Source organism: Streptomyces sp. NPDC002958 (genome assembly GCF_055563255.1).
This window is the reverse complement of sequence record NZ_JBVHDS010000001.1, coordinates 546,192-566,522: the sequence shown is the minus strand read 5'-3', so window position 1 is coordinate 566,522 and position 20,331 is coordinate 546,192. Positions and strand designations below refer to the sequence as shown.

At 69.8% G+C, this 20,331-nt stretch carries 22 protein-coding genes and 1 pseudogene; 9 read left to right on the top strand and 14 right to left on the bottom strand.

The window, feature by feature from the left end; genetic code table 11:
* Window positions 1-13 precede the first annotated feature (13 nt).
* A complete protein-coding gene (locus ACZ3IC_RS02660; protein WP_467411791.1) occupies window positions 14-253 on the bottom strand; it encodes a hypothetical protein in 240 nt (79 codons plus the stop codon).
* Between the two features lies 1 nt (window position 254).
* Window positions 255-1,136 carry a mycothiol conjugate amidase Mca gene (gene mca, locus ACZ3IC_RS02655; protein ID WP_467411789.1) on the bottom strand — a complete coding sequence of 294 codons (882 nt, stop codon included), beginning with the start codon at window positions 1,134-1,136 and terminating at the stop codon, window positions 255-257.
* Between the two features lie 152 nt (window positions 1,137-1,288).
* On the opposite strand from mca, the gene ACZ3IC_RS02650 reads away from it, so the two are divergent.
* On the top strand, window positions 1,289-1,705 hold the full coding sequence (locus ACZ3IC_RS02650; protein WP_467411787.1) for a DUF4307 domain-containing protein: 417 nt from the start codon (window positions 1,289-1,291) through the stop codon (window positions 1,703-1,705).
* 183 nt (window positions 1,706-1,888) lie between these two features.
* On the top strand, window positions 1,889-2,386 hold the full coding sequence (greA, locus tag ACZ3IC_RS02645) for a transcription elongation factor GreA (protein ID WP_467411786.1): 498 nt from the start codon (window positions 1,889-1,891) through the stop codon (window positions 2,384-2,386).
* Between the two features lie 199 nt (window positions 2,387-2,585).
* On the opposite strand, the gene ilvA is transcribed toward greA, so the two are convergent.
* Window positions 2,586-3,815, bottom strand: a complete 1,230-nt coding sequence (gene ilvA, locus ACZ3IC_RS02640; protein WP_467411784.1) for a threonine ammonia-lyase — start codon at window positions 3,813-3,815, stop codon at window positions 2,586-2,588.
* Between the two features lie 156 nt (window positions 3,816-3,971).
* Between ilvA and ACZ3IC_RS02635 the strand changes: the two genes are divergently transcribed.
* The 4 genes from ACZ3IC_RS02635 (at window position 3,972) to ACZ3IC_RS02620 (ending at window position 5,590) form a co-directional block, all read left to right on the top strand.
* Window positions 3,972-4,502: a MarR family winged helix-turn-helix transcriptional regulator gene (locus tag ACZ3IC_RS02635; RefSeq protein WP_467411782.1), complete on the top strand. Its 531-nt coding sequence runs from the start codon at window positions 3,972-3,974 to the stop codon at window positions 4,500-4,502.
* 88 nt (window positions 4,503-4,590) lie between these two features.
* Window positions 4,591-5,085, top strand: a complete 495-nt coding sequence (locus ACZ3IC_RS02630; RefSeq protein WP_467411780.1) for a sigma factor-like helix-turn-helix DNA-binding protein — start codon at window positions 4,591-4,593, stop codon at window positions 5,083-5,085.
* Complete coding sequence (locus tag ACZ3IC_RS02625) at window positions 5,082-5,333, top strand: hypothetical protein (protein WP_467411779.1); 252 nt, start codon at window positions 5,082-5,084, stop codon at window positions 5,331-5,333. Before ACZ3IC_RS02630 ends, ACZ3IC_RS02625 begins: the two co-directional genes overlap by 4 nt.
* Window positions 5,334-5,398: 65 nt before the next feature.
* Complete coding sequence (locus ACZ3IC_RS02620) at window positions 5,399-5,590, top strand: DUF1059 domain-containing protein (protein WP_467411777.1); 192 nt, start codon at window positions 5,399-5,401, stop codon at window positions 5,588-5,590.
* A gap of 167 nt (window positions 5,591-5,757) precedes the next feature.
* On the opposite strand, the gene ACZ3IC_RS02615 is transcribed toward ACZ3IC_RS02620, so the two are convergent.
* A complete protein-coding gene (locus ACZ3IC_RS02615; protein ID WP_467411775.1) occupies window positions 5,758-6,903 on the bottom strand; it encodes a cystathionine gamma-synthase in 1,146 nt (381 codons plus the stop codon).
* 68 nt (window positions 6,904-6,971) lie between these two features.
* Between ACZ3IC_RS02615 and ACZ3IC_RS02610 the strand changes: the two genes are divergently transcribed.
* Window positions 6,972-8,075 (top strand): hypothetical protein, encoded by a 1,104-nt coding sequence (locus tag ACZ3IC_RS02610; protein WP_467411774.1) that lies wholly within the window; start codon window positions 6,972-6,974, stop codon window positions 8,073-8,075.
* 71 nt (window positions 8,076-8,146) lie between these two features.
* Complete coding sequence (msrA, locus tag ACZ3IC_RS02605) at window positions 8,147-8,821, top strand: peptide-methionine (S)-S-oxide reductase MsrA (RefSeq protein ID WP_467411772.1); 675 nt, start codon at window positions 8,147-8,149, stop codon at window positions 8,819-8,821.
* 297 nt (window positions 8,822-9,118) lie between these two features.
* Here msrA and ACZ3IC_RS02600 read toward each other — a convergent pair whose 3' ends face one another.
* The 6 genes and pseudogenes from ACZ3IC_RS02600 to ACZ3IC_RS02575 form a co-directional block, all read right to left on the bottom strand.
* Window positions 9,119-10,147, bottom strand: coding sequence for a phosphotransferase family protein (locus tag ACZ3IC_RS02600; RefSeq protein WP_467411771.1), 1,029 nt, complete (start codon window positions 10,145-10,147; stop codon window positions 9,119-9,121).
* Window positions 10,148-10,237: 90 nt separating this feature from the next.
* On the bottom strand, window positions 10,238-11,575 hold the full coding sequence (gdhA, locus tag ACZ3IC_RS02595) for an NADP-specific glutamate dehydrogenase (protein WP_467411770.1): 1,338 nt from the start codon (window positions 11,573-11,575) through the stop codon (window positions 10,238-10,240).
* 296 nt (window positions 11,576-11,871) lie between these two features.
* A pseudogene (locus tag ACZ3IC_RS02590) lies at window positions 11,872-12,120 on the bottom strand (hypothetical protein); the annotation flags it as partial.
* 120 nt (window positions 12,121-12,240) lie between these two features.
* Window positions 12,241-12,753, bottom strand: coding sequence for a hypothetical protein (locus tag ACZ3IC_RS02585; protein WP_467411768.1), 513 nt, complete (start codon window positions 12,751-12,753; stop codon window positions 12,241-12,243).
* A 147-nt stretch (window positions 12,754-12,900) separates the two neighbouring features.
* On the bottom strand, window positions 12,901-14,166 hold the full coding sequence (locus ACZ3IC_RS02580; protein ID WP_467411767.1) for a L,D-transpeptidase: 1,266 nt from the start codon (window positions 14,164-14,166) through the stop codon (window positions 12,901-12,903).
* A gap of 242 nt (window positions 14,167-14,408) precedes the next feature.
* Window positions 14,409-14,810, bottom strand: a complete 402-nt coding sequence (locus ACZ3IC_RS02575) for a hypothetical protein (RefSeq protein ID WP_467411766.1) — start codon at window positions 14,808-14,810, stop codon at window positions 14,409-14,411.
* Window positions 14,811-14,918: 108 nt separating this feature from the next.
* On the opposite strand from ACZ3IC_RS02575, the gene ACZ3IC_RS02570 reads away from it, so the two are divergent.
* Complete coding sequence (locus tag ACZ3IC_RS02570; RefSeq protein ID WP_467411764.1) at window positions 14,919-15,206, top strand: hypothetical protein; 288 nt, start codon at window positions 14,919-14,921, stop codon at window positions 15,204-15,206.
* A gap of 10 nt (window positions 15,207-15,216) precedes the next feature.
* On the opposite strand, the gene hutH is transcribed toward ACZ3IC_RS02570, so the two are convergent.
* The 4 genes from hutH to ACZ3IC_RS02550 all read right to left on the bottom strand — a co-directional run bounded on the left by hutH (window position 15,217) and on the right by ACZ3IC_RS02550 (window position 20,161).
* Window positions 15,217-16,767 (bottom strand): histidine ammonia-lyase, encoded by a 1,551-nt coding sequence (hutH, locus tag ACZ3IC_RS02565; protein WP_467411763.1) that lies wholly within the window; start codon window positions 16,765-16,767, stop codon window positions 15,217-15,219.
* 78 nt (window positions 16,768-16,845) lie between these two features.
* Window positions 16,846-18,015 carry a GGDEF domain-containing protein gene (locus ACZ3IC_RS02560; protein WP_467411761.1) on the bottom strand — a complete coding sequence of 390 codons (1,170 nt, stop codon included), beginning with the start codon at window positions 18,013-18,015 and terminating at the stop codon, window positions 16,846-16,848.
* Window positions 18,016-18,100: 85 nt separating this feature from the next.
* The gene (locus tag ACZ3IC_RS02555; protein WP_467411759.1) at window positions 18,101-18,913 is read right to left on the bottom strand and encodes an enoyl-CoA hydratase/isomerase family protein; all 813 of its coding nucleotides are present in this window, start codon (window positions 18,911-18,913) and stop codon (window positions 18,101-18,103) included.
* Between the two features lie 75 nt (window positions 18,914-18,988).
* A complete protein-coding gene (locus ACZ3IC_RS02550; RefSeq protein WP_467411758.1) occupies window positions 18,989-20,161 on the bottom strand; it encodes an adenylate/guanylate cyclase domain-containing protein in 1,173 nt (390 codons plus the stop codon).
* Window positions 20,162-20,331 lie beyond the last annotated feature (170 nt).

Genomic DNA, 20,331 nt, shown 5'->3' with positions numbered 1-20,331 from the left:
CCGCGCCTACGCCTTACTTCCGCTTCGCGGACCCCGCTCCCGCGGCAGCGGCGTCACCAAGCGCCGCCTCCGGGTCCGGGGCCTCCTCGAAGTCGACCTTGCCCATGTGCCGGTTCATGGACTTCATCAGCAGCCACACGGCGCCGGCGAGCGCCGCGAAGACGAGGAAGCCGAGAACGCCGGGGGTCACCTTGTCCTCGTCGAGCTCCTGGGCAAGAGGGACGAGATGGGTCAGTGCCTGAGTCGCGTACATATCAGGCATTGTCGCGGATGCCCGCGAAGAGGTCGCTCTCGGGGAGGGAGGTATCGACGAGAGACTTCGCCAGCTCGTACTCCTCGGTCGGCCAGACCTCCTTCTGGACGTCCATCGGCACACGGAACCAGCCGCCGTCGGGGTCGATCTGCGTCGCGTGCGCGATCAGCGCCTTGTCCCGGATCTCAAAGAAGTCCGCACACGGAACATGCGTGGTCAGCGTGCGTTCGACGCGCTCGAACTCCTTCCAGCGCTTGAGCCACTCGCCGTACGGGGACTCCAGGCCACGGGCCAGCAGGGCCTCGTGGAGCGCCACCGTGCGCGGCCGGTTGAAGCCCTGGTTGTAGTAGAGCTTCTGCGGCTGCCAGGCCGGACCGAACTCCGACTCGGGGAAGGTCTCGGTGTCCGCCGCACCGTCGAACGCGATCATCGTGATCTTGTGGGTCATGATGTGGTCGGGGTGCGGGTACCCGCCGTTCTCGTCGTACGTCGTGACGACCTGCGGCCGGAACGCACGGATGCTGCGGACGAGACGCCCCGCGGCCTTCTCCTCGTCCTCCAACGCGAAGCAGCCCTCGGGCAGCGGCGGCAGCGGGTCGCCCTCGGGCAGACCCGAGTCGACGAAGCCGAGCCACTCCTGCTCGACACCCAGGATCTCCCGGGCCTCGTCCATCTCCTTCTTGCGCACCTCGTGGATGTTCTCCTCGATGTACGCGTCGCCCTGGAGCTTCGGGTTGAGGATGGAGCCGCGCTCGCCTCCCGTGCAGGTCACGACCAGCACGTCCACCCCCTCGGACACATACTTGGCCATGGTGGCCGCGCCCTTGCTCGACTCGTCGTCGGGGTGGGCGTGAACGGCCATCAGTCGCAGCTGCTCAGTCAAAGCTCGATCCTCAGTGATTCGTCGCAATTAGATGGTGCCGTCCCGAAGGGACGTCGGTTCGGGGTGGCGGTCGGGTGGCGGGTAGGCGGCTTCTATAGTGACCGAACCGGGGGGTGGAAAATTCCTCGATCCCCGGTACGGGAGGAACGATCATGACTGCGGTGCGCGAAGCGCTTCCGGAGAACCGCTACGGCCGCCCCGCGGACCGTCGCGCGGACCGCAAGCTCAAGATCATCGGCTCGGTGCTGGGCGTCGCTCTGCTCGGTATGACCGGCTGGATCGGATACGACTACATCACCGGCCAGAGCATCAGCGCCGAGGTGATCAAGTTCAAGGTCGTCTCGGACGAGCGGGTCGATGTGCACCTGGAGGTGCGCAAGGACACCGACGCCAAGGGCTACTGCACGCTCCGCTCGCAGCACGAGGACGGCAGCGACGTGGCCCGCAAGGACTTCCGCTTCGACGAGCACACGGACCGTATCGACCGCGTCGTGTCGTTGCGTACGACGTCCAGGGCGACCACCGCCGAGCTGCTGGGCTGCACCGAGGACGGCGGGGCGGCACAGTGACCGCAGCACGCCGACACTGAACCGTTGTTTTAGCCGCTGACCTGCACATACGCGGTTCTGACGGCTTATCTTCTCCCCCTTTTCCCGGGGAATTGTTAGGCTCGTGGTTTCGCCCACCCGTGGAGGCACATGCTTACGGGTAGGGCGATGCTTTGTATTCCCAGTACCGACGAGGAGCACCCTGTGACCCAGACCAGCGAAAACGTCACCTGGCTCACGCAGGAGGCGTACAACCAGCTCAAGGCCGAGCTGGAGTACCTGTCTGGTCCCGCGCGCACGGAAATCTCCGTAAAGATCGCGGCGGCCCGTGAGGAGGGTGACCTCCGAGAAAATGGCGGGTACCACGCGGCCAAGGAGGAGCAGGGCAAGATGGAGCTGCGGGTGCGCCAGCTCACCCAGCTCCTGGAGCACGCGAAGGTCGGCGAGGCGCCTGCCGACGACGGCGTGGTCGAGCCCGGCATGGTTGTGACGATCGCCTTCGACGGCGACCCGGACGACACGATGACCTTCCTGCTCGCCTCGCGCGAGTACGCAAGCTCGGGCATCGAGACGTACTCCCCGCAGTCGCCGCTCGGCACCGGCGTGAACGGCAAGAAGATGGGCGAGGACGCCGATTACGAGCTGCCGAACGGCAAGACGGCCACCGTGAAGATCCTCGCGGCGAAGCCCTACACGGGCTGATCCCGCACCGGACATGCGGGGAGCCTCCGGCCCGTCGGGCCGGAGGCTCCCCGCATGTGCGGAGGCTCCCCGCATGTGCCGCGTTCCCTCGGACCGCGACCTGCCGGTACTTGCGCACCGCCGGCGTGCGGAAGGCCACCGGGATCAGCAGCGACCGGAGCAGCGACGCCCGGACCGCGATACCTCGCGACACACAGGCTCAGCTCATCACCAGATAGCCCGCGTCGTGCAGCGCCGCCGAGACCTCCTCGCAGTGCTCCGGGCCCTTCGTCTCCAGGTGCAGCTCCACCTCGACTTCGGTGAGCCCGAGCCGGGGATCGGTCCGCACATGGCCGATGTCGAGAACGTTGGCGTCGACCACCGAGAGCACGGCCAGCAGCGTGGCCAGCGCGCCGGGGCGGTCCGTCAGCCGCAGCCGCAGGCTCAGATAGCGGCCGGCCGCCACCATGCCGTGGGTCAGGATGCGCTGCATCAGCAGCGGGTCCACATTGCCGCCCGACAGCAGCGCGACCACCGGCCCCCGGAACGACTTCGGATCACTCAGCAGCGCCGCGACCGGGCTCGCACCGGCCGGTTCCACCACCAGCTTCGCGCGCTCCAGACAGAGCAGCAGCGCACTGGACAGCTCGTCCTCGGAGACCGTACGAACCTCATCGACCAGCTCCCTGACCAGCTCGAACGGCACATCGCCGGGGCGCCCCACCTTGATGCCGTCCGCCATCGTGTTCAGCGAGCCGAGCGACACCGGGTGCCCTGCGGAGAGCGACGGCGGATAGCAGGCCGCGCCCGCCGCCTGCACGCCGACGATCCGTACGTCGGGCCGGACCGCCTTGACCGCCACCGCGATGCCCGCGGCAAGACCGCCGCCGCCGATCCCGACGACGATGGTGCGCACCTCGGGACACTGTTCGAGGATCTCCAGGCCCACCGTGCCCTGTCCGGCGATGATGTCGGGGTGGTCGAACGGGTGGATGAAGACCGCCCCGGTCTCCTGCGCGTACTCCTGGGCGGCTGCCAGCGTCTCGTCGACGACATGGCCGTGCAGCCGGACCTGCGCCCCGTACTCGCGGGTGGCGGCCACCTTCGGCAGCGGCGCGCCGACCGGCATGAAGACCGTCGACCGTACGCCGAGCAGAGCAGAGGCGAGTGCGACACCCTGCGCATGATTTCCGGCACTCGCGGCTACGACTCCGGCCGCCCGCTCCACCGGGGACAGGCCCGCGATCCGTACATACGCGCCACGCAGTTTGAACGAACCGGTCCGTTGCAGGTTCTCGCACTTGAAGTGGACCGGCGCGCCCACCAGCTCGGTCAGGTGGCGGCTGCCTTCCATGGCGGTCACCCTGGCCACACCGGAGAGCATCTTCTGCGCCCCACGGATGTCGTCGAGGATCACCGGGGGAAAGTGGCCGGGCGCGCGGAACTTCATAACGTAAGTCTCGCAGCTCGGCAGGGCATCGGACTCCTTGCGCGGTCCCGTCCTGCGCCGTTGTCCACAGGTTTGTGCAGCGCTGGTACGCGTTGCCCCGTGGCCGCGTACTCTGTCCCCCACCCATCCGACACCGCACGAAGAGAGCCCCCGGCCATGCCCCCTCAGGACATGACGACAGCTGCGTCTCCTTCCGGGGGCGCCACCCCCGAACCCACGGGTTCCGACCACGTCCTCGATTCGCTGCAGCACCAGGTCGCGGTATTCGCCCGCCGTGCCGAGCAGACCCGCCTCGGCGGTATCGGCCAGGTGCGCAATTCCATGGACCGGGCCGCCTATCTGCTGCTCAACCGGCTGGACCGGGAAGGCCCGATGGGCGTCAAGGCACTGGCCGCGGGCATGGGGATCGACTCCTCGACCGTGACCCGGCAGGTAGCGCCGCTCGTCGACACCGGTCTGGTCAAGCGCACCTCGCACCCGGAGGACGGCCGGGCCGTCGTGCTCCACCTGTCGCCGCGCGGCCAGGCACGGCTGGACGAGGTCCGCGCATCCCGGCGCGAGCTCATGACACAGGTGACGGGCGACTGGACGGCCGAGGAGCGCGAGACGTTCTGCACGCTGCTCACCCGGTTCAATCTGGCACTTGCCGCCCGCCAGACCTCGCCCCAGGTGCCCCCGGCCAGCTAGCAGGAGCGGCGACGCCTGACGGTGCTGCGCAGGCTGTCGGGCGCACGCCTCTTGACCGGGCGGCCCCGCAGCGGCTCGGATAAGGACCGTGCGAGAGCGCCAGGCGGGCCGGGAGCGGCGCCGCGCCCAGGAGTTCGAGACCTTCGTGGCGGGCGCGGCCGGCCGACTGCTGCACACGGCCACACTGCTCACCGCCGAGCCCATGCAGCCGCCCGGAGCGAACCCCCGGGCCCAGCGGATGCTCACGGCCGCGCTGGCACGCACGTACGCACAGTGGGGACGGCTGCGTGGCGAGGACCCGTACGACCGCACGCGACGGGAGCTGGCCGTCCGGTTCGCCCATGAGGTCTGGCGGCACCACCGGCCGCGCGGCGGTCTGCTGGACCGGCTGACACCGCAGGAGCGTCTCGTTCTCGTGCTGCGGCTGTACGAGGGTGTCGCGGAGGAGCAGGCCGCGGCGCTGCTGGGGCTGCCGGTGGAGCGGATCCAGGCGATCTGCAACCGTTCGGTCGCCACGATGCGCGGCACCCGCCGGCCCACGGCGCGGTGCGGGCCGCAACGGACGCTGGGGGTCGCACCGTGAGCCGTAACGGCAGCCGGGAGGACGAGGTCCGGCGCATGCTGGACGGTCCGCATCCGCAGGTGCCCGCCGATCTGGCACAGCGGGCGACGGAGCGCGGCGGCCGGCTGCTGCACCGGCGCCGTATCGCCCGTCGGCTGGTGCTGCTGGTGGCGTTCGCCGCGGTGGTCGCCTTCGCGGTGTGGGCGGTCGCGGCGCAGCCGTGGCAGGTGCCGCCCGCCGAGACGACACCGCCGCTGGACGGCTGGTGAGGGCCGATCCTGGGCGAACTATTCTGGAACGGAGCGTCCCGGGGAAACCGGCCGAGGAGGCTGCGATGACCAGGAAAGTCGCTGACTGCCGCAAGTATCCGAGCGTCACGAACTGCTCGCTCACCATCTCGGGCGAGGAAGAGGAAGTCGTACGGGCCGCGGCGGAGCACGCCGTCTCCGTCCATGAGCACACCGACAGCCCGGAACTGCGCGAACAGATCCGGGCATCACTGGATGACGAGAAGGCCAGCGCCTGACGTTGAGGCGGGCGGACGGGCCTGAGCGATCAAGCCCGTCCGTCCGCCTCTTTCGGACCCAGATCCGTCCGACACCGATCCGTCCGACACCGATCAGTCCGACACCGATCAATCCGGCGCCGATCCGTCCGACGCCGATCAGTCCGACCCCGATCAGTCGAAAGGCCCTATCCGAGCGCCTGCGTCAGATCGGCCATCAGGTCGTCGGCGGACTCGATGCCGACGGAGAGCCGGACGAGGTCGGCCGGCACCTCCAGCGGGGAGCCCGCCGCCGAGGCGTGCGTCATGCGGCCCGGGTGCTCCACGAGGGACTCGACGCCGCCCAGGGACTCACCGAGGGTGAACAGCTTCGCCCGGTTGCAGATCTGGACCGCCGCGTCCTCGCCGCCCACGACCCGGAAGGACACCATGCCGCCGAAGGCCTTCATCTGCTTGGCGGCGACCTCGTGGCCCGGGTGCCCGGGCAGCCCCGGGTAGAGGACCTGGGTGACCTTGGGGTGCCGGGTCAGCAGATCGGCGATCTTGGTGGCGTTCTCGCTGTGTCGGTCCATGCGGACCGCGAGGGTCTTGATGCCGCGCAGCACCAGCCAGGCGTCGAACGGTCCGGCGACCGCCCCCATGGCGTTCTGGTGGTACGCCAACTCCTCGCCCAATTCGGGGTCGTTGACGATCAGTGCGCCGCCGACGACATCCGAGTGGCCGCCCATGTACTTCGTGGTGGAGTGCACCACGACGTCGGCGCCCAGGGCGAGGGGCTGCTGGAGGTAGGGGCTGGCGAAGGTGTTGTCGACGACCAGTCGCGCACCCGCCGCGCGGGCCACACCGGCGATCGCGGCGATGTCGGTGATACCGAGCAGCGGGTTGGACGGGGTCTCCACCCAGATCGCCTTGGTGCGCGGGGTGATCGCCGCCCGCACCGCCGCCACGTCCGAGGTGTCGGCGACCGAGAACTCCACGCCCCACCGCGAGACGACCTTCGCGAACAGCCGGAACGTGCCGCCGTAGGCGTCGTTCGGGATGACCACATGGTCACCGGGGGTGAGCAGCGTACGGAGCAGGCAGTCCTCGGCGGCGAGGCCGGAGGCGAAGGCGAGTCCGCGGCGACCGCCCTCCAGGGCCGCGAGGTTGTCCTCCAGGGCGGTACGGGTCGGGTTGGCGCTGCGGCTGTACTCGTAGCCGCCGCGCAGTCCGCCCACACCGTCCTGCTTGTACGTGGACACCTGGTAAATGGGCGGAACAACGGCGCCGGTGAGGGGATCGGCGGTGTTTCCCGCGTGGATCGCGAGAGTCTCGAAGCTGTGCTGGTCGCTCATGGGGCCCGAGCGTAGTTCGTCACGAGGGCGCTCACCCGGCTTCCGGGCCGTCCGGTGACAATGGGGGCATGGAGATTCTCTGGATCCTGATCGCACTGTGCATGCTCGCCGCGATAATCGGCCCCTTCGTGCTGCGCCGCCGCGGCGGCATCCGTCAGGTCGCGCCCGGTTCACCGGACGCCGCCGATCCGGACACCTACGGCTTCGTGCGCCAGGAGGAGCTGGACATCCGGCTGCCCGGACCGGACCAGGATCTTCTCGATGTGATCGATGTCGTGCAGCGCTCCCAGGACTGGCGGGCGGCTTCGCAGCTGCTGGCCGGTACGCCCAAGGAGGACGAGGTGCGGTGGCAGCGGGTGCAGGCGTTCGCCGGTGCCGCCTCGCTGGAGCTGGCGCAGCAGCCCGGTGTCGGTGGTGCGTGGCTGCGTATGTGGCGGGCCGAGGCACCGAAGGACGCGGGCGGTGCGGCGGTGCACGCGGAGTTCCTGGTGCAGCAGGCGTGGCGTTCGTCGACCGCGGGGACGGACGACTTCCGGATCATCCTGGAGGAGGCCCGTACGGTCTGCGGGGAGGCGGCGCTGCTGGCGCCGGGCGACCCCGTTCCGTACCTCGTCGAGCTGGCGGTCGCCCGTGGGCTCGGCTACTCGCACGAGGAGTTCGATCAGCTCTGGGCGAAGGTGATCGACCGAGCCCCGGCCCACATGGGCGCGCACATCGCCGCGCTGCATTACTGGTGCGAGAAGTGGCACGGCTCCCGCGAGGAGGCAGACCGCTTCGCCACCACGGCCGCCGCCCGCGCCCCGCAGGGCTCGCTGCTGGCCGCACTGCCGCTCTTCGCGGTGTACGAGCATCTGCCCGAGGTCAATCTCGTGCAGGGCTTCTACCGGAGCGCGGTGGTGACCAAGGCGGTCGAGGGCGCCCTGTTCGCGGTGCAGGCGGCCCGGGCCGACGACCCGATGCTCGCGCACGTCCGCCATCTGCTGGTGCTGTTCCTGGTCCGGATGGAGCGCTGGTCGGAGGCGATGAACCAGCTCGTCCACATCGACGGCCATGTGGGCGCGCTGCCCTGGACCCAGAGCCCCGACCCGGCCGCCGAGTACACGGTCTACCGGGCGCTGGCGGTGGCCGGCTACGAGGCGAACGGCGGCAGCCCGGCGACGCTGCCGCGGTAGCCGGGTGCGGAATCCATGACGTTGCGGGTGCGTTGCACCAAGGGCAAACCGACCCCAGGAGGAGCCCCCGCATGTTCCTGCAACGCCGTACCCCCCAGCTCCCCACCCCCGAGGAGGCCCTGAAGGGCCGCCCCACCCCCGAATTCACCGTCCCGTCCCGCCACACGGTCCTCGGCAACCCGCTGCTGGGCCCGTACCCGGAGGGCCTGGAGGTCGCGGACTTCGCGCTGGGCTGTTTCTGGGGCGCCGAGCGCAAGTTCTGGCAGAGGGACGGCGTCTGGACGACGCTCGTCGGCTACCAGGGCGGCTACACGGAGAACCCCGCATACGAAGAGGTCTGCTCGGGCCTGACCGGCCACACGGAAGCGGTCCGCGTCGTCTTCGACCCGAAGACCGTCTCGTACGCCGAGCTGCTGAAGCTGTTCTGGGAGTCCCACGACCCGACGCAGGGCTTCCGCCAGGGCAATGACGTGGGCACGCAGTACCGCTCGGCGGTCTACACCCATTCCCCCGAGCAGGCGGCGGCCGCGGCAGCCTCCCGCGAGGCCTACCAGAAGGTCCTGACGGGCTCCGGCTACGGCGAGATCACCACGGAGATCCTCCCGGCCGAGGGCCGCACGTTCTGGCCCGCGGAGGGGTACCACCAGCAGTACCTCGACCGCGACATCAACGGCTACTGCGGCATCGGCGGGACGGGCGTAGCCTGCCCCATCGGCATCGCCGAAGCGCCCGGGGGGGGGGAGTGAGCGGCGCCCTGCTCCCCGACCCGGCACACGAGCGGCGCACCCGGACGGCGAGGCGTGCGTGACCCTCGCGAAGATCGGGCCGGACGCGTGGGCGATGGGCGACAGCAAGCGTCCGGACGGGAGTGTCTGTGGCGGGGATGTGGGGGCGGGCCGGTAGATTGTGGGTCCCGGGCCCTGCTGGTCCGTGTCCCTGACAGGCGCGGTCTGGAAGGGCCTGGCCTGGTTCTTGCGGTGAGATATTGTCAAGAACTGGTTCAGGTTTCGTGCTGCTGGCCGGGCTGCCGGGCGGAAGGTCCTCTATGGCCGTTGCGAGGGCAGCGGTTGAAGCTCGGACCAACGGGTGAGCATGCTCTTGCGCATGGCCGTGGCGAGCCTTCCGAGATCCTTCAGCTCGCTGCTCCCAGCGGTCATCTGGCTGACGATCCGGAGACGGTGTACTAGCCGCTGGCGGGCGGTCGCGGTGCCCCACTTCCAGTCGCGGTTCGGGATTTTGCCCAGGTGGTCGACGGTCCCGCGCTGGGCTCGCTGGACCAAGGCGTCGCCCCGTAGCAGCCAGCCGGCACACGCGTCCGTGAGATCGCCTTGGACCTCGGTGCCGATCGCGTTGCGCCATGCCGTGCGGTAGGCGGTCTCTGCCGCGTCCAGCATGTCGGGGTCGGGAGCGGTGGCACACCAGCAGGTCGGGAAGCCGATGCGCAGGTAGGCAAGTTCCACGAGCCCGTTGCCCAACGCGGCCTGTTCGAAGTCGATGAACCGCACGCCGGTGCTGGTGTGCATGTCGTTGCCGGGACACGGATCGCCGTGCAGCAGGGCATGGCCCTCCGCCCGGGTCAGGCGGTTCACCAGGCCGTCCACCTCGGTTCGAGCGCCGGCCGGCACCACCACGCCGAGCGTCTGGGCAAGCCGGAGGAAGGAGTCGACATCATCTTGGGTCGGGCCCGACCAGGTCGGAAGACTGCCCGCGGCGTCAGCGCTGGGGGCGGCGTGGAGCCGGGCCAGCGCCGCCGCGTAGTCCACCATCCAGTCCTCGCCCGGCTCCTGATGGTCCAAGTACTCCAGGACCAGCACCCGTTCGCCTGGATTGGTGCCCAGGAGCATCGGCACCACGGGCGGGTCGACCCTGGACGCGAGCTGCAGGGCAGCCACCTCGCGCGCATACCTCTCGGCTGCTTCCGGGCCGTCGATGAGCTGCTTGACCACCACGGGTGTGCCCGACAGCTCGGCTCGCCATACTCGTGATCGCGGGCTGCTGCCCAACCTGCGGGCTCGTCGGGGCGAACCCAGCTCAGCCCTGAGCTTCTCTCCTAATGGCAGTCGTGACCACACGGCTTCATCTTTCCATGCGTTGAGCGCAATTACTGTGGCCGCGCAGCGCCCGGCCGCAAGGGGCGGCCGGGCGGTGTCGGACCGGCCGGGTCAGATGAGACCCTGCGCCAGCATCGCGTCCGCGACCAGTTCGAAGCCGGCGATGTTGGCGCCCACCACGTAGTTGCCGGGGCTGCCGTAGCGCTCCGCGGTGGTGTAGCAGGAGTCGTGGATGTGGCGCATGATCGCCGCGAGCCGCTCCTCGGTGTGGGCGAACGTCCAGGAGTCGCGTGAGGCGTTCTGCTGCATCTCCAGCGCGCTGGTGGCCACGCCGCCCGCGTTGGCCGCCTTACCGGGGGCGAAGGCGACGCCCGCGTCCTGGAGGACGCGTACGGCCTCCGGGGTGGTGGGCATGTTGGCGCCCTCGGCGACCGCCTTCACGCCGTTGCGTACGAGGGCCAGGGCGTCGGCCTCGTGCAGTTCGTTCTGGGTGGCGCAGGGCAGGGCCACATCGCAGGGGACGTTCCAGAGACCGGCGCCGGGGACGTACGTGACGTGTTCGCCGCGGCGCTGTGCGTAGTCGGAGACGCGGCCGCGGCCGGCCTCCTTGATCTCCTTGAGCAGGGCGAGGTCGATGCCCTTCTCGTCCACGACGTACCCGTTGGAGTCGGAGCAGGTCACCACGGTCGCGCCGAGCTGCTGGGCCTTCTCGATCGCGTAGATCGCGACATTGCCCGAGCCCGACACGGCGACGCGCTGGCCGTCGAGGGACTCACCGCGACTGCGGAGCATCTCGGCGGTGAACAGGACGCAGCCGTAGCCGGTCGCCTCGGTGCGCGCCTGGGCGCCGCCCCAGCCGAGGCCCTTTCCGGTGAGTACGCCGGACTCGTAACGGTTGGTGATCCGCTTGTACTGGCCGAACAGGTAGCCGATCTCCCGGCCGCCGACACCGATGTCACCGGCGGGGACATCGGTGTACTCGCCGAGGTGACGGTGGAGTTCGGTCATGAACGACTGGCAGAACCGCATGATCTCGGCGTCCGAGCGGCCCTTGGGGTCGAAGTCCGCGCCGCCCTTGCCGCCGCCGATGGGCATGCCGGTGAGCGCGTTCTTGAAGATCTGCTCGAAGCCGAGGAACTTCACGATGCCGAGGTTGACCGAGGGGTGGAAGCGCAGCCCGCCCTTGTACGGTCCGAGCGAGCTGCTGAACTCGACGCGGAAGCCGCGGTTCACATGGATGTCGCCGGAGTCGTCGGACCACGGCACCCGGAAGATGAGCTGGCGCTCCGGCTCGCAGACACGCTCGATGATCCGGGCGTCCACGAACTCCGGCCGCTGTTCGAGGACGGGGTCGAGGGTCTCCAGGACCTCCCGTACCGCCTGGTGGAATTCCTTCTCGCCCTGGTTGCGGCGGAGAATCTCCGCGTACAGCGGCTCGATGACACTCATGTGGTCATACCTTCCGTGGGTAGGCATCGCGCGCGTGGGTGCCCCGTCCCGGGGCACCAGCGGTCCCCCTCCCCATTGAGGGCGTCGCCCAGACATCGCACGCTCTGCGGCTCACGAAAGCGACGTACAGAACCGTTGTGGCATATCGATTGTCCCAATGGCCCCGGAGACTCGTTCACCGCGTCCGTATTCTGAGCCGGGTCTACGACTCGGCCGGGCGGCGCAGCATCCACAGCCCCGCTCCGGACGCGAGGACGACCACGCCGGAGACGACGCTCAGCGCAGACATCGCTCGTCGCCATCGGCATCTCGCCGCTGAAGGGAAACAGCAGGGTGGCCAGTCCGACCACGACCGCGGGCAGGGCACACAGCACGGCGGCTCTTCGCACGTCTCGATCCAGCAGCCAACCCGCGCCCGCGACCAACAGGAAGAGTCCGGCAACTGGACTGGCCATAGTTGCCAGCGCGCCAAAGACACCGGACAGGACCAGGCGGCGTGAACCCCCTACGAGCACCAGGCAGGAGACCAGGGCGAGGGCCACCCCAGAGCTCCATTGCTACCGTGCATGGACGAGTCGAGCGTTGTCCGGATAGCACCGATTCGCGGTCTTGAGCTGATGGAAGCAGGCCGAGTGTTCCTTGCCGGCAGGCACAGCCCGGACGGTTCAGTCGGTGACGCCGAGGTCCTGACGCATCAGTTCCCGCATCGTGTCGAGGCAGGGGTCGGCCGCTCTCAGGCCCTCAAGGGCCCGTTCGACGCTTTCGCCGTCACGAGCGAGGCCCCGGTCCAGGCGTTTGATGGCGGCGTCACCTGCGGCGAGGAACCGATTGAGGTCGCGGGAGGCCTGGAGTATCCGTTCGGGGACGATCATCTGAGCCTCGGCGTAGCGGTCGCGGTGGTCGAGGCGGGCCTCTTCGAGCTGGGCACGTTCCTGCTCGGTGTAGACATCGTCGCGGATGCGGTGCAGAGCGTCCTTGAGGAGTGTGTGGAACTGCCGGGAGGCCCGGTTCATGGCCGTGTACTGAGCACGTCGCTCTTCGAACTTCCGCTGCTCATCGGCCAGTCGGGCTTCTTCGGCGCGCTGGCGTACGGTCAAACGCTGTGCGAGCACCGGGGAGAAGAGGGTGCCGAGCACCCCGACTACTGCGGTGATCATGGCGGTGATGGCGGCGGTCATGACTGCGAGACTAATGCGGTGTATGGGGCAGCAGGAGAGCACACGTACGAACGCCGAAGGCGGCGGCACCGTGGATCCGAGGGGATCCGGGTGCCGCCGCCTTCGTGCGGAATTCGGGACTGCGGGAGGGGAGGTGGTGCGTGCGGGTCAGACCGCGGAGCCCGCCGTCCACTCCTCCCAGCTCATGTTCCAGCCGTTGAGGCCGTTGTCCGGAGTGATGGTCTTGTCCGGGGAGTTCTTGACGATGACCACGTCGCCGATCAAGGAGTTGTTGTAGAACCAGGCGCCGGGCTGGTTGGGGTCGTTCGCGCCCTTCACATCGGCGAGGCCGACGCAGCCGTGGCTGGTGTTGGCGCTGCCGAACGGCGCGCCCCAGTAGTTGCCGTGGATGAAGGTGCCCGAGGTGGACAGCCGCATGGCGTGCGGCACGTCCTTGATGTCGTACTCGCCCTTGCCGTCGTCGTCGGTGAAGCCGACCGTCGCACCGTTCATCCGGGTCTCCTCGAACTTCTCGGAGATCACCATCTCCCCGTTGTAGGTGGGGTTTTCGGGAGAGCCGGCAGAGATCGGGATGGTCTTGATCGTCTTGCCGTCCTGGGTGACGGTCATCATCTTCGTGTTGGCGTCGACCGTCGAGACCTGGTTGCGGCCGACCTTGAAGGTGACCGTCTTCTCCTGCACACCGTAGACGCCGTCCGCGCCCTCGACGCCGTCCAGCGCCAGCTTCAGCGTGACGGTGGAACCGCTCTGCCAGTACTCCTCGGGACGCAGGTCGAGACGCTGCGAGTTGAACCAGTGGCCGACGACTTCCTGACCGCTGCTGGACGTCACGGTGATTGCGTCCTGGACGGCCTTCTTGTCCGTGATCGGCTTGTCGAAGTTGATCGAGACCGGCATGCCGACGCCGACCGTGGAGCCGTCCTCGGGCGTGAAGTTGCCTATGAAGCTGTTGGCGGGCGAAACGGTCGTGAACGAGGAGTTCTCGTGCGCCTCGCGGCCCTTGGCGTCCTTGGCCGTCGCATTGATCTTGTACGTGGTCGAGCGCTCCAGCTGGGCGTCCGGCTTCCAGCTCTTGCCGTCGGCGGCGACCGTGCCCTTGACGCTCGCACCGGCCGACGTGGTCATGACGACCTGGGACAGCGTGCCCTTGGCAACGGTGACCTTGGCGTCGTTGTTGATGCTCGCGTTGGTCGCGCCGTTCTTCGGCGAGATCGTGATCTGCGCTTCCGACGCGTCCTGGGCGGCCGCCCTGTCGACCTCGGCCGCCTGCGAATTCGTCGAGCTCTCGGCGCTGCTGCCGCTCTTGTCCCCGCCGCCGCTGCAGGCAGTGAGCACCAGAACGCCGCCGAGCAGTGCGGACGCGGCCATGAGACGCCTGCGCCGCTTACTGTCCGTCATCACACGCTTCTCCATCGTTGCCGAATCCCCAAAACCCCGAGCAGAGTCGCCGCCAGCCGGCGAAACCCGTCAATGTTCCTAGAACCCATGGAAGGGCTCCTCCGTTCCACATCCACGAAAGATGTGGGGAACAACACTCATCGACGCATCCGCGGCAGCGGTGGTTCCCGCTGCCGACCGCGTATGCGCGACCCGATACGCACCACGGCACTGGCCCGGCCCGCGGAAAGCGGGCCGGGCCAGTGCTTTTCACCTGGCTAGGCCCGCCGCTGCGCACCGCCGCTCACGCCGCTGTGCTCGTCGTCGTCCTCCCCATTGTGCGGGACGCCGCCGTCGCCCTCCTCGTCGAGGTCCCAGCCGCCCGGGTCGTCCGGGTCGTACTCGACGGTCTCGCTGCTCCAGGACGCCTGGGCGAGCTCGACCCCCGGCACCTCGCTGATCAGGTCGAACGGATCGACGAGGGAGGCGAGGGCTTCCGCGTCGTCCTCCCGTACGGCCGCCTCGGCCTGCATGCGTTCCTCGGCGGACTCGCCGCCCGGCTCCCCGTATTCGGCGGCGATGGACTCCAGTGCGGTACCGCTGAGGGCGGCGGGGTCCGTGATCTCCAACACCATCTCGACCCGAAGTCGAACAAACCGTGATGTCTCAGCAGTGCTCATGTGCTGGAGCGTAGGCTCCCCGCCCTCCCGGCTTTCCTGCGACCCGCCGCTTTCACTAGCATCGGTGTACACGCCTAACTCACGGCTGTGACAAGGAGGATCGATTCCGTGGCCACTGCTCGCCGCCCGCTTCTGACCGCCACCGCTGCGGGCACGTTGCTGGCCGCCCTGTGGTTCGTCCCGTCCGCCAACGCGACGGACGAGTCGGCCGGCGCACCGGGCTCACGGAGCAGACAGGTCACCACCGCCGTGGACACCTCGACCGGTCCGAAGCTCGCCGACACCGGGGTCGGCGTCGACACCACCCCGTATCTGATCGGCGGCACGGCGTTCCTGGGCATCGGCGCGGCCTTCGTCACCTACTCGATGCGCCGCGCCGACGCCCTGTCCGCCTGAATCCCACGCTCTAGGCCAGCGCCCCGGTCACCGGCTCGACCGCCGCGACCAGCTTTCCCGCACGGACGAACGCGTCCGCCGCGGCCAGGTCCGGCGACAGGAAGCGGTCCGGCCCCGGCCCCTCGACGCCTGCCGCACGCAGCGCCTCGATGGCGGCCCGCGAGGCGGGCGCGGGGCTGAGGCCCTGGGCAGCGCGCAGTTCGATGGCACGGGTCGCCGCGTACAGCTCGACGGCGACGATGCGGGTGAGGTTGTCGACGGCGGTACGGAGCTTGCGCGCCGCCGACCAGCCCATGGAGACGTGGTCCTCCTGCATCGCGGAGGACGGGATCGAGTCGGCCGACGCGGGGACGGCGAGTCGCTTCATCTCGCTGACCAGGGCGGCCTGGGTGTACTGGGCGATCATCAGGCCCGAGTCGACACCGGCGTCGTCGGCGAGGAACGGCGGCAGCCCGTGCGAACGGTTCTTGTCCAGCAGCCGGTCGGTACGGCGCTCGGTGATCGAACCGAGGTCGGCCGCGACGATCGCCAGGAAGTCGAGCACGTACGCGACGGGCGCGCCGTGGAAGTTCCCGTTGGACTCGACCCGCCCGTCGGGCAGCACGACGGGGTTGTCGACGGCGGAGGCCAGCTCGCGGTCCGCGACGATCGCGGCGTAGTCGAGGGTGTCGCGTCCGGCGCCGTTGACCTGGGGCGCGCAGCGCACCGAGTAGGCGTCCTGCACGCGGGGCGCTTCGTCCTGATGGTGACCGGTGAGGCCCGATCCGGCGAGCACCCGCAGCATGTTGTCGGCACTGACGCCCTGGCCCGGGTGCGGGCGGATGGCGTGCAGCTCCGGGGCGAGCACCTTGTCCGTGCCGAGCAGCGCCTCCAGGGTGAGGGCGGCGGTGACGTCGGCCGAGGTGTAGAGGTTCTTCAGGTCGGCCAGGGCCATGACGAGCATGCCGAGCATGCCGTCGGTGCCGTTGAGGAGGGCGAGGCCCTCCTTCTCGCGCAGCTCGACCGGGGTGATGCCATGGGTGGCGAGCAGCTCACCGGCGGGGCGCACGGTGCCGTCGGGGCCCTCCGCGTCGCCCTCACCCATCAGCGTCAGGGCGCAGTGGGAGAGCGGGGCCAGGTCGCCGGAGCAGCCGAGCGAGCCGTACTCGTGGACGACGGGGGTGATGCCCGCGTTGAGGATGTCGGCCATGGTCTGCGCGACCTCGGGGCGTACGCCGGTGCGCCCGGAGGCGACCGTCTTCAGCCGCAGGAACATCAGGGCGCGGACGACCTCGCGCTCGACCCGCGGGCCCATGCCTGCGGCGTGCGAGCGGACGATGTTGCGCTGGAGCTGTGCGCGGAGATCCTGGCTGATGTGCCGGCTGGCCAGCGCCCCGAAGCCGGTGGAGACGCCGTAGACCGGCTCGGGCTTGGCGGCGAGCGCTTCCACGATCTCGCGGGCGGCGGCGAGTGCGCTCACGGCGGCCGCGGAAAGCTCGACGCGAGCGTTGCCGCGGGCCACGGCGATGACGTCCTGGGCGGTGGTACCGGACGTCCCCACCACGACGGTATGCATATCCATATTCAGAAGCGTACGGATTGAATCCCTTCATGTCACTAGTGGTCGTACGGTGGACCCCTTACCGATCCGGTCACACGGTCAGGGGCTGCTGCCGCGCAGGTGGCGGCGGTCGTGCGGGGACCTGGGCGGGGCGTCGGCCAGCCGGATCACCTCGCCGTCACGCCCCGCCACCACCGGCTTCGTGGAGCAGGCCGCCTTCGCCCGGTACTGGGCGGCGTCCGCCAGCCGGAACAGCCGCCGCGCCGATGCCACCGGGCCGATCGGATCACCGGTCGACGCGATACCGCAGGCCACCCCGTCACCGAGCTCCAACTCGGCCGCCCGTTCGCAGAGTTCGGTGGCCACCCGGATCACGTCGTCCGACTCGGGACCCACCGCGAGCAGACAGAACTCATCGCCGCCGAGCCGGGCCGCGAGCGCGCCGGGCAGCATGGCGCCGCAGCGGGACAGCACCGAGCCGAAACGTTCCAGCAGACGATCGCCGACCGCATGACCATGGGTGTCGTTGACCCGCTTCAGACCGTTGAGGTCGCAGACGACCAGACTGACCACGGAACCGTCCGTCCGATGCTGCTCCACCGCCTCGTCGAGCCGCACATCGACGGCGCGGCGGTTGGCCAGCCCGGTCAGCGGATCGGTGAACGCGAGCTTGCGGACCTCTTCGAGCCGCTCGGTCTGGGAGATCCCCGCGGCGACGACCGCGGCCAGCACGGTCGCGAAGTCCGCGTCCTCCCGCCCGAACACCGGCTCCCCCACCGGGCGGGCCACATACAGCTCGCCCCAGGCCCGCCCGTGCAGCACGATCGGCGCGACCACGCAGCAGCCCCGCCCGCGCCGACGCAGGGCGGCCACCCGCTGCCGGCGGTACACACCCCCGTACCCCCGCACCTCCGCGTCCCCGCCCGGCACCCGGTCCACCGGGCCGTCGGCGGTCTCCACCCAGGCGTCCGGCTCACCGCCACCGGCCCAGCGTTCGTGCAGGAACTCGGTGATTTCCGGGAACTGGTACACCGGGTACGTCTCCTCCTCGGGAAACTCCTCCTCCCCTTCGGCCCGTTCGCCCGCGTTCACCAGCACGCGCAGTTGTCCGCGCCCGCGCTCCCACACGGAGAGCGCGGCGAAACTGCCGCCCAGCGCCTCGCACACCCCCAGCGCAGCCGCTCGCCACGACCCCCGCGGGGTGTGCGTCGCCGCCATCGTCTGCGCAAGCGAAACCACAGCCCGCAGCCGCGTATCATCACCACCCATCGCTACAGCTTATGCAGTTTTGTGGTGATCTGATCAGCTCGGGACATCGAAAGGATTCGCTGCGTGTCCCTTTGGGCACACAACGTCACTCGCCGGGCCAGTTCGGCTTCCTCTTCTCGTTGAACGCGGCAACACCCTCGGCCCGGTCGCCGGAGAAGGCCACCGACCGCCAGGCGGCGTCCTCGACTTCGAGACCGGCCCGCAGATCGAGGCCCTGCCCGAGCCGCAGCGCCCGCTTGGCGGCCCGCAGCCCCACCGGGGAGTTGGCGGCGATCCGGCCCGCGAGCGCCAGCGCGGCCTCGCGGTCCTGCCCCGCCTCCACCAGCTCGTCCACCAGCCCCGAATCGCGCGCCTCGGCCGCCTCGACCCGCCGGGCCGTGAAGACCAGCTCGGCGGCGCGCGCCGCGCCGATCCGCCGCGGCAGCAATTGCGTACCGCCACCGCCCGGGATGACACCGACCGACACCTCGGGCAGGCCCACCACGGCCGTGCGGTCGGCGACGATCAGATCGCAGGACAGGGCCAGCTCGAATCCGCCGCCGAGCGCGAAGCCGTGCACGGCCGCGATCGTCGGCATCGGCAGTTCGAGTACGCCGGTGTACGCGGCGCGGGCGGTGGGGCGCTGGCGCAGCAGCTCGGCGTCGGTGAAGGAGTTCCGCTCCTTCAGGTCCGCGCCCACACAGAAGGCCCGCTCATGGCTGGAGGTCAGGACGGTGACCCGTACGTCCGGGTCGGCGGCGAGCGCGGCGCAGGCGGCGGCGATCGAGCGGGCCATGTCCGTGGACACGGCGTTCATTGCCTCGGTCCGGTCGAGGACCAGCTCGGCGACGTGTTCCTGCCCCTCGTGGACCCGTACGACGACGAATTCCCCGAACCGCTGCTCGGACGTGACGGTCATGACTGCACCCCTCCGGTTAACGATCGTTACCGGAGGGATCCTATGGCGCGCCCAGGACAGCGGTCCCGGGTGAGGTCAGGATGCGCCCCGGCGCGCCAGCAGCCAGGGCTCCACGACGCCGAGTCCGCGCACCGGCCGCTGCCACATCGGCTGCAGCCCATAGCGGTACTTCGGCACGTACGCCGGCTCCACGCCTTCCTGGCGCTCCTTCTCCGCTGCCGCGGCCTCCTGCGCCGCCTGCGCCTCGGAGGCCGGGGCGTCGCCGGTACGGGTCAACTCCTTGGCGAACGCCCCGTCCACCAGCACGGCGTCCTTCGGCGCTATCGAGGTCAGCCGGCTGGCGAGGTTCACCGTCGTACCGAAGACATCGCCCATTCGGGTGGCGACCGTGCCGAACGCGATGCCGACGCGCAGCTCGGGCATGGTCTCGTCCTGGGTCATCGCCTCGATCAGGCGCAGCGCGATCTCGGCCGCGGTGCCCGCGTCGTCGGCGGCGAAGAGGACCTCGTCACCGAGGGTCTTGATGAGCCGGCCGCCATGGGCGGCGACCAGGTCGGCCGAGGTGGTCTCGAACGTTTCGACCAGCTCGCCGAGCTCCTCCTCCTCCAGCCTTCGGGTCAGCCGGGTGAACCCGACGAGGTCGGCGAAGCCGACGGCCAGACGCCGGTCGACCATCTCCTCGTCGTCGGCGGCCTGCACGACCCGGCCGGTGGCGGCGGCGAGCTGGCGCCGCCACACGTACACCAGAAACTCCTCCAGCTCCGGAAGGAGCAGCTCGATCAGCGGATACGTGACCTCGGTCCGGGTCATTCCGGGCTCGGGCGGCTCGGTCAGCCCCTCCAGGAAGGAGTCGATCTGCCACTCCGCGAGCCGGGCCGTGGTCTGCCCGGTGGACCGGGCCACCTGGATCGCCATCGGCTCGCTGAGCAGCCCCGCCTCGACAAGACCGGCGAGCCGGCGCAGCGCCAGCACATCGGCCTCGGTGAGCGCCCTGGCCTGCCCGATGTCGGCGAAGCCCATGGCCCGCCAGAACCGGGAGGCCAGATCCATCGAGACACCGGCGGTACGGGCCGCCTGGAACGGCGTGTAACGACGGTCGGCGCCCAGGATCAGCTGTTCCAGCCGGATCGCGAGGGGATCGTCGGTCGGTTCCGCCGTATGGTCGACTTCGTGATGCGGTGTCGGGTGGACCGAGGGGCCCGACGGGGGCTCCTCGCCCGCGCCGGAGGTCGTGTCGTCGACGGTCACCAGCCGCCTCCTGCCCGTTCCCTGCGCACTGCCCTGCCGATCTGTCGGTGGATCGCCTCAACGATACGACAGGTGTGCCGTAGCTCACGTCCGTCGGTCGTCCGGGAACGCTCGGTGGGCCGGGGGCGTGGGCGGTCTCAGCCGGTGGGTGCTTGCCGGGAAGGCATGGA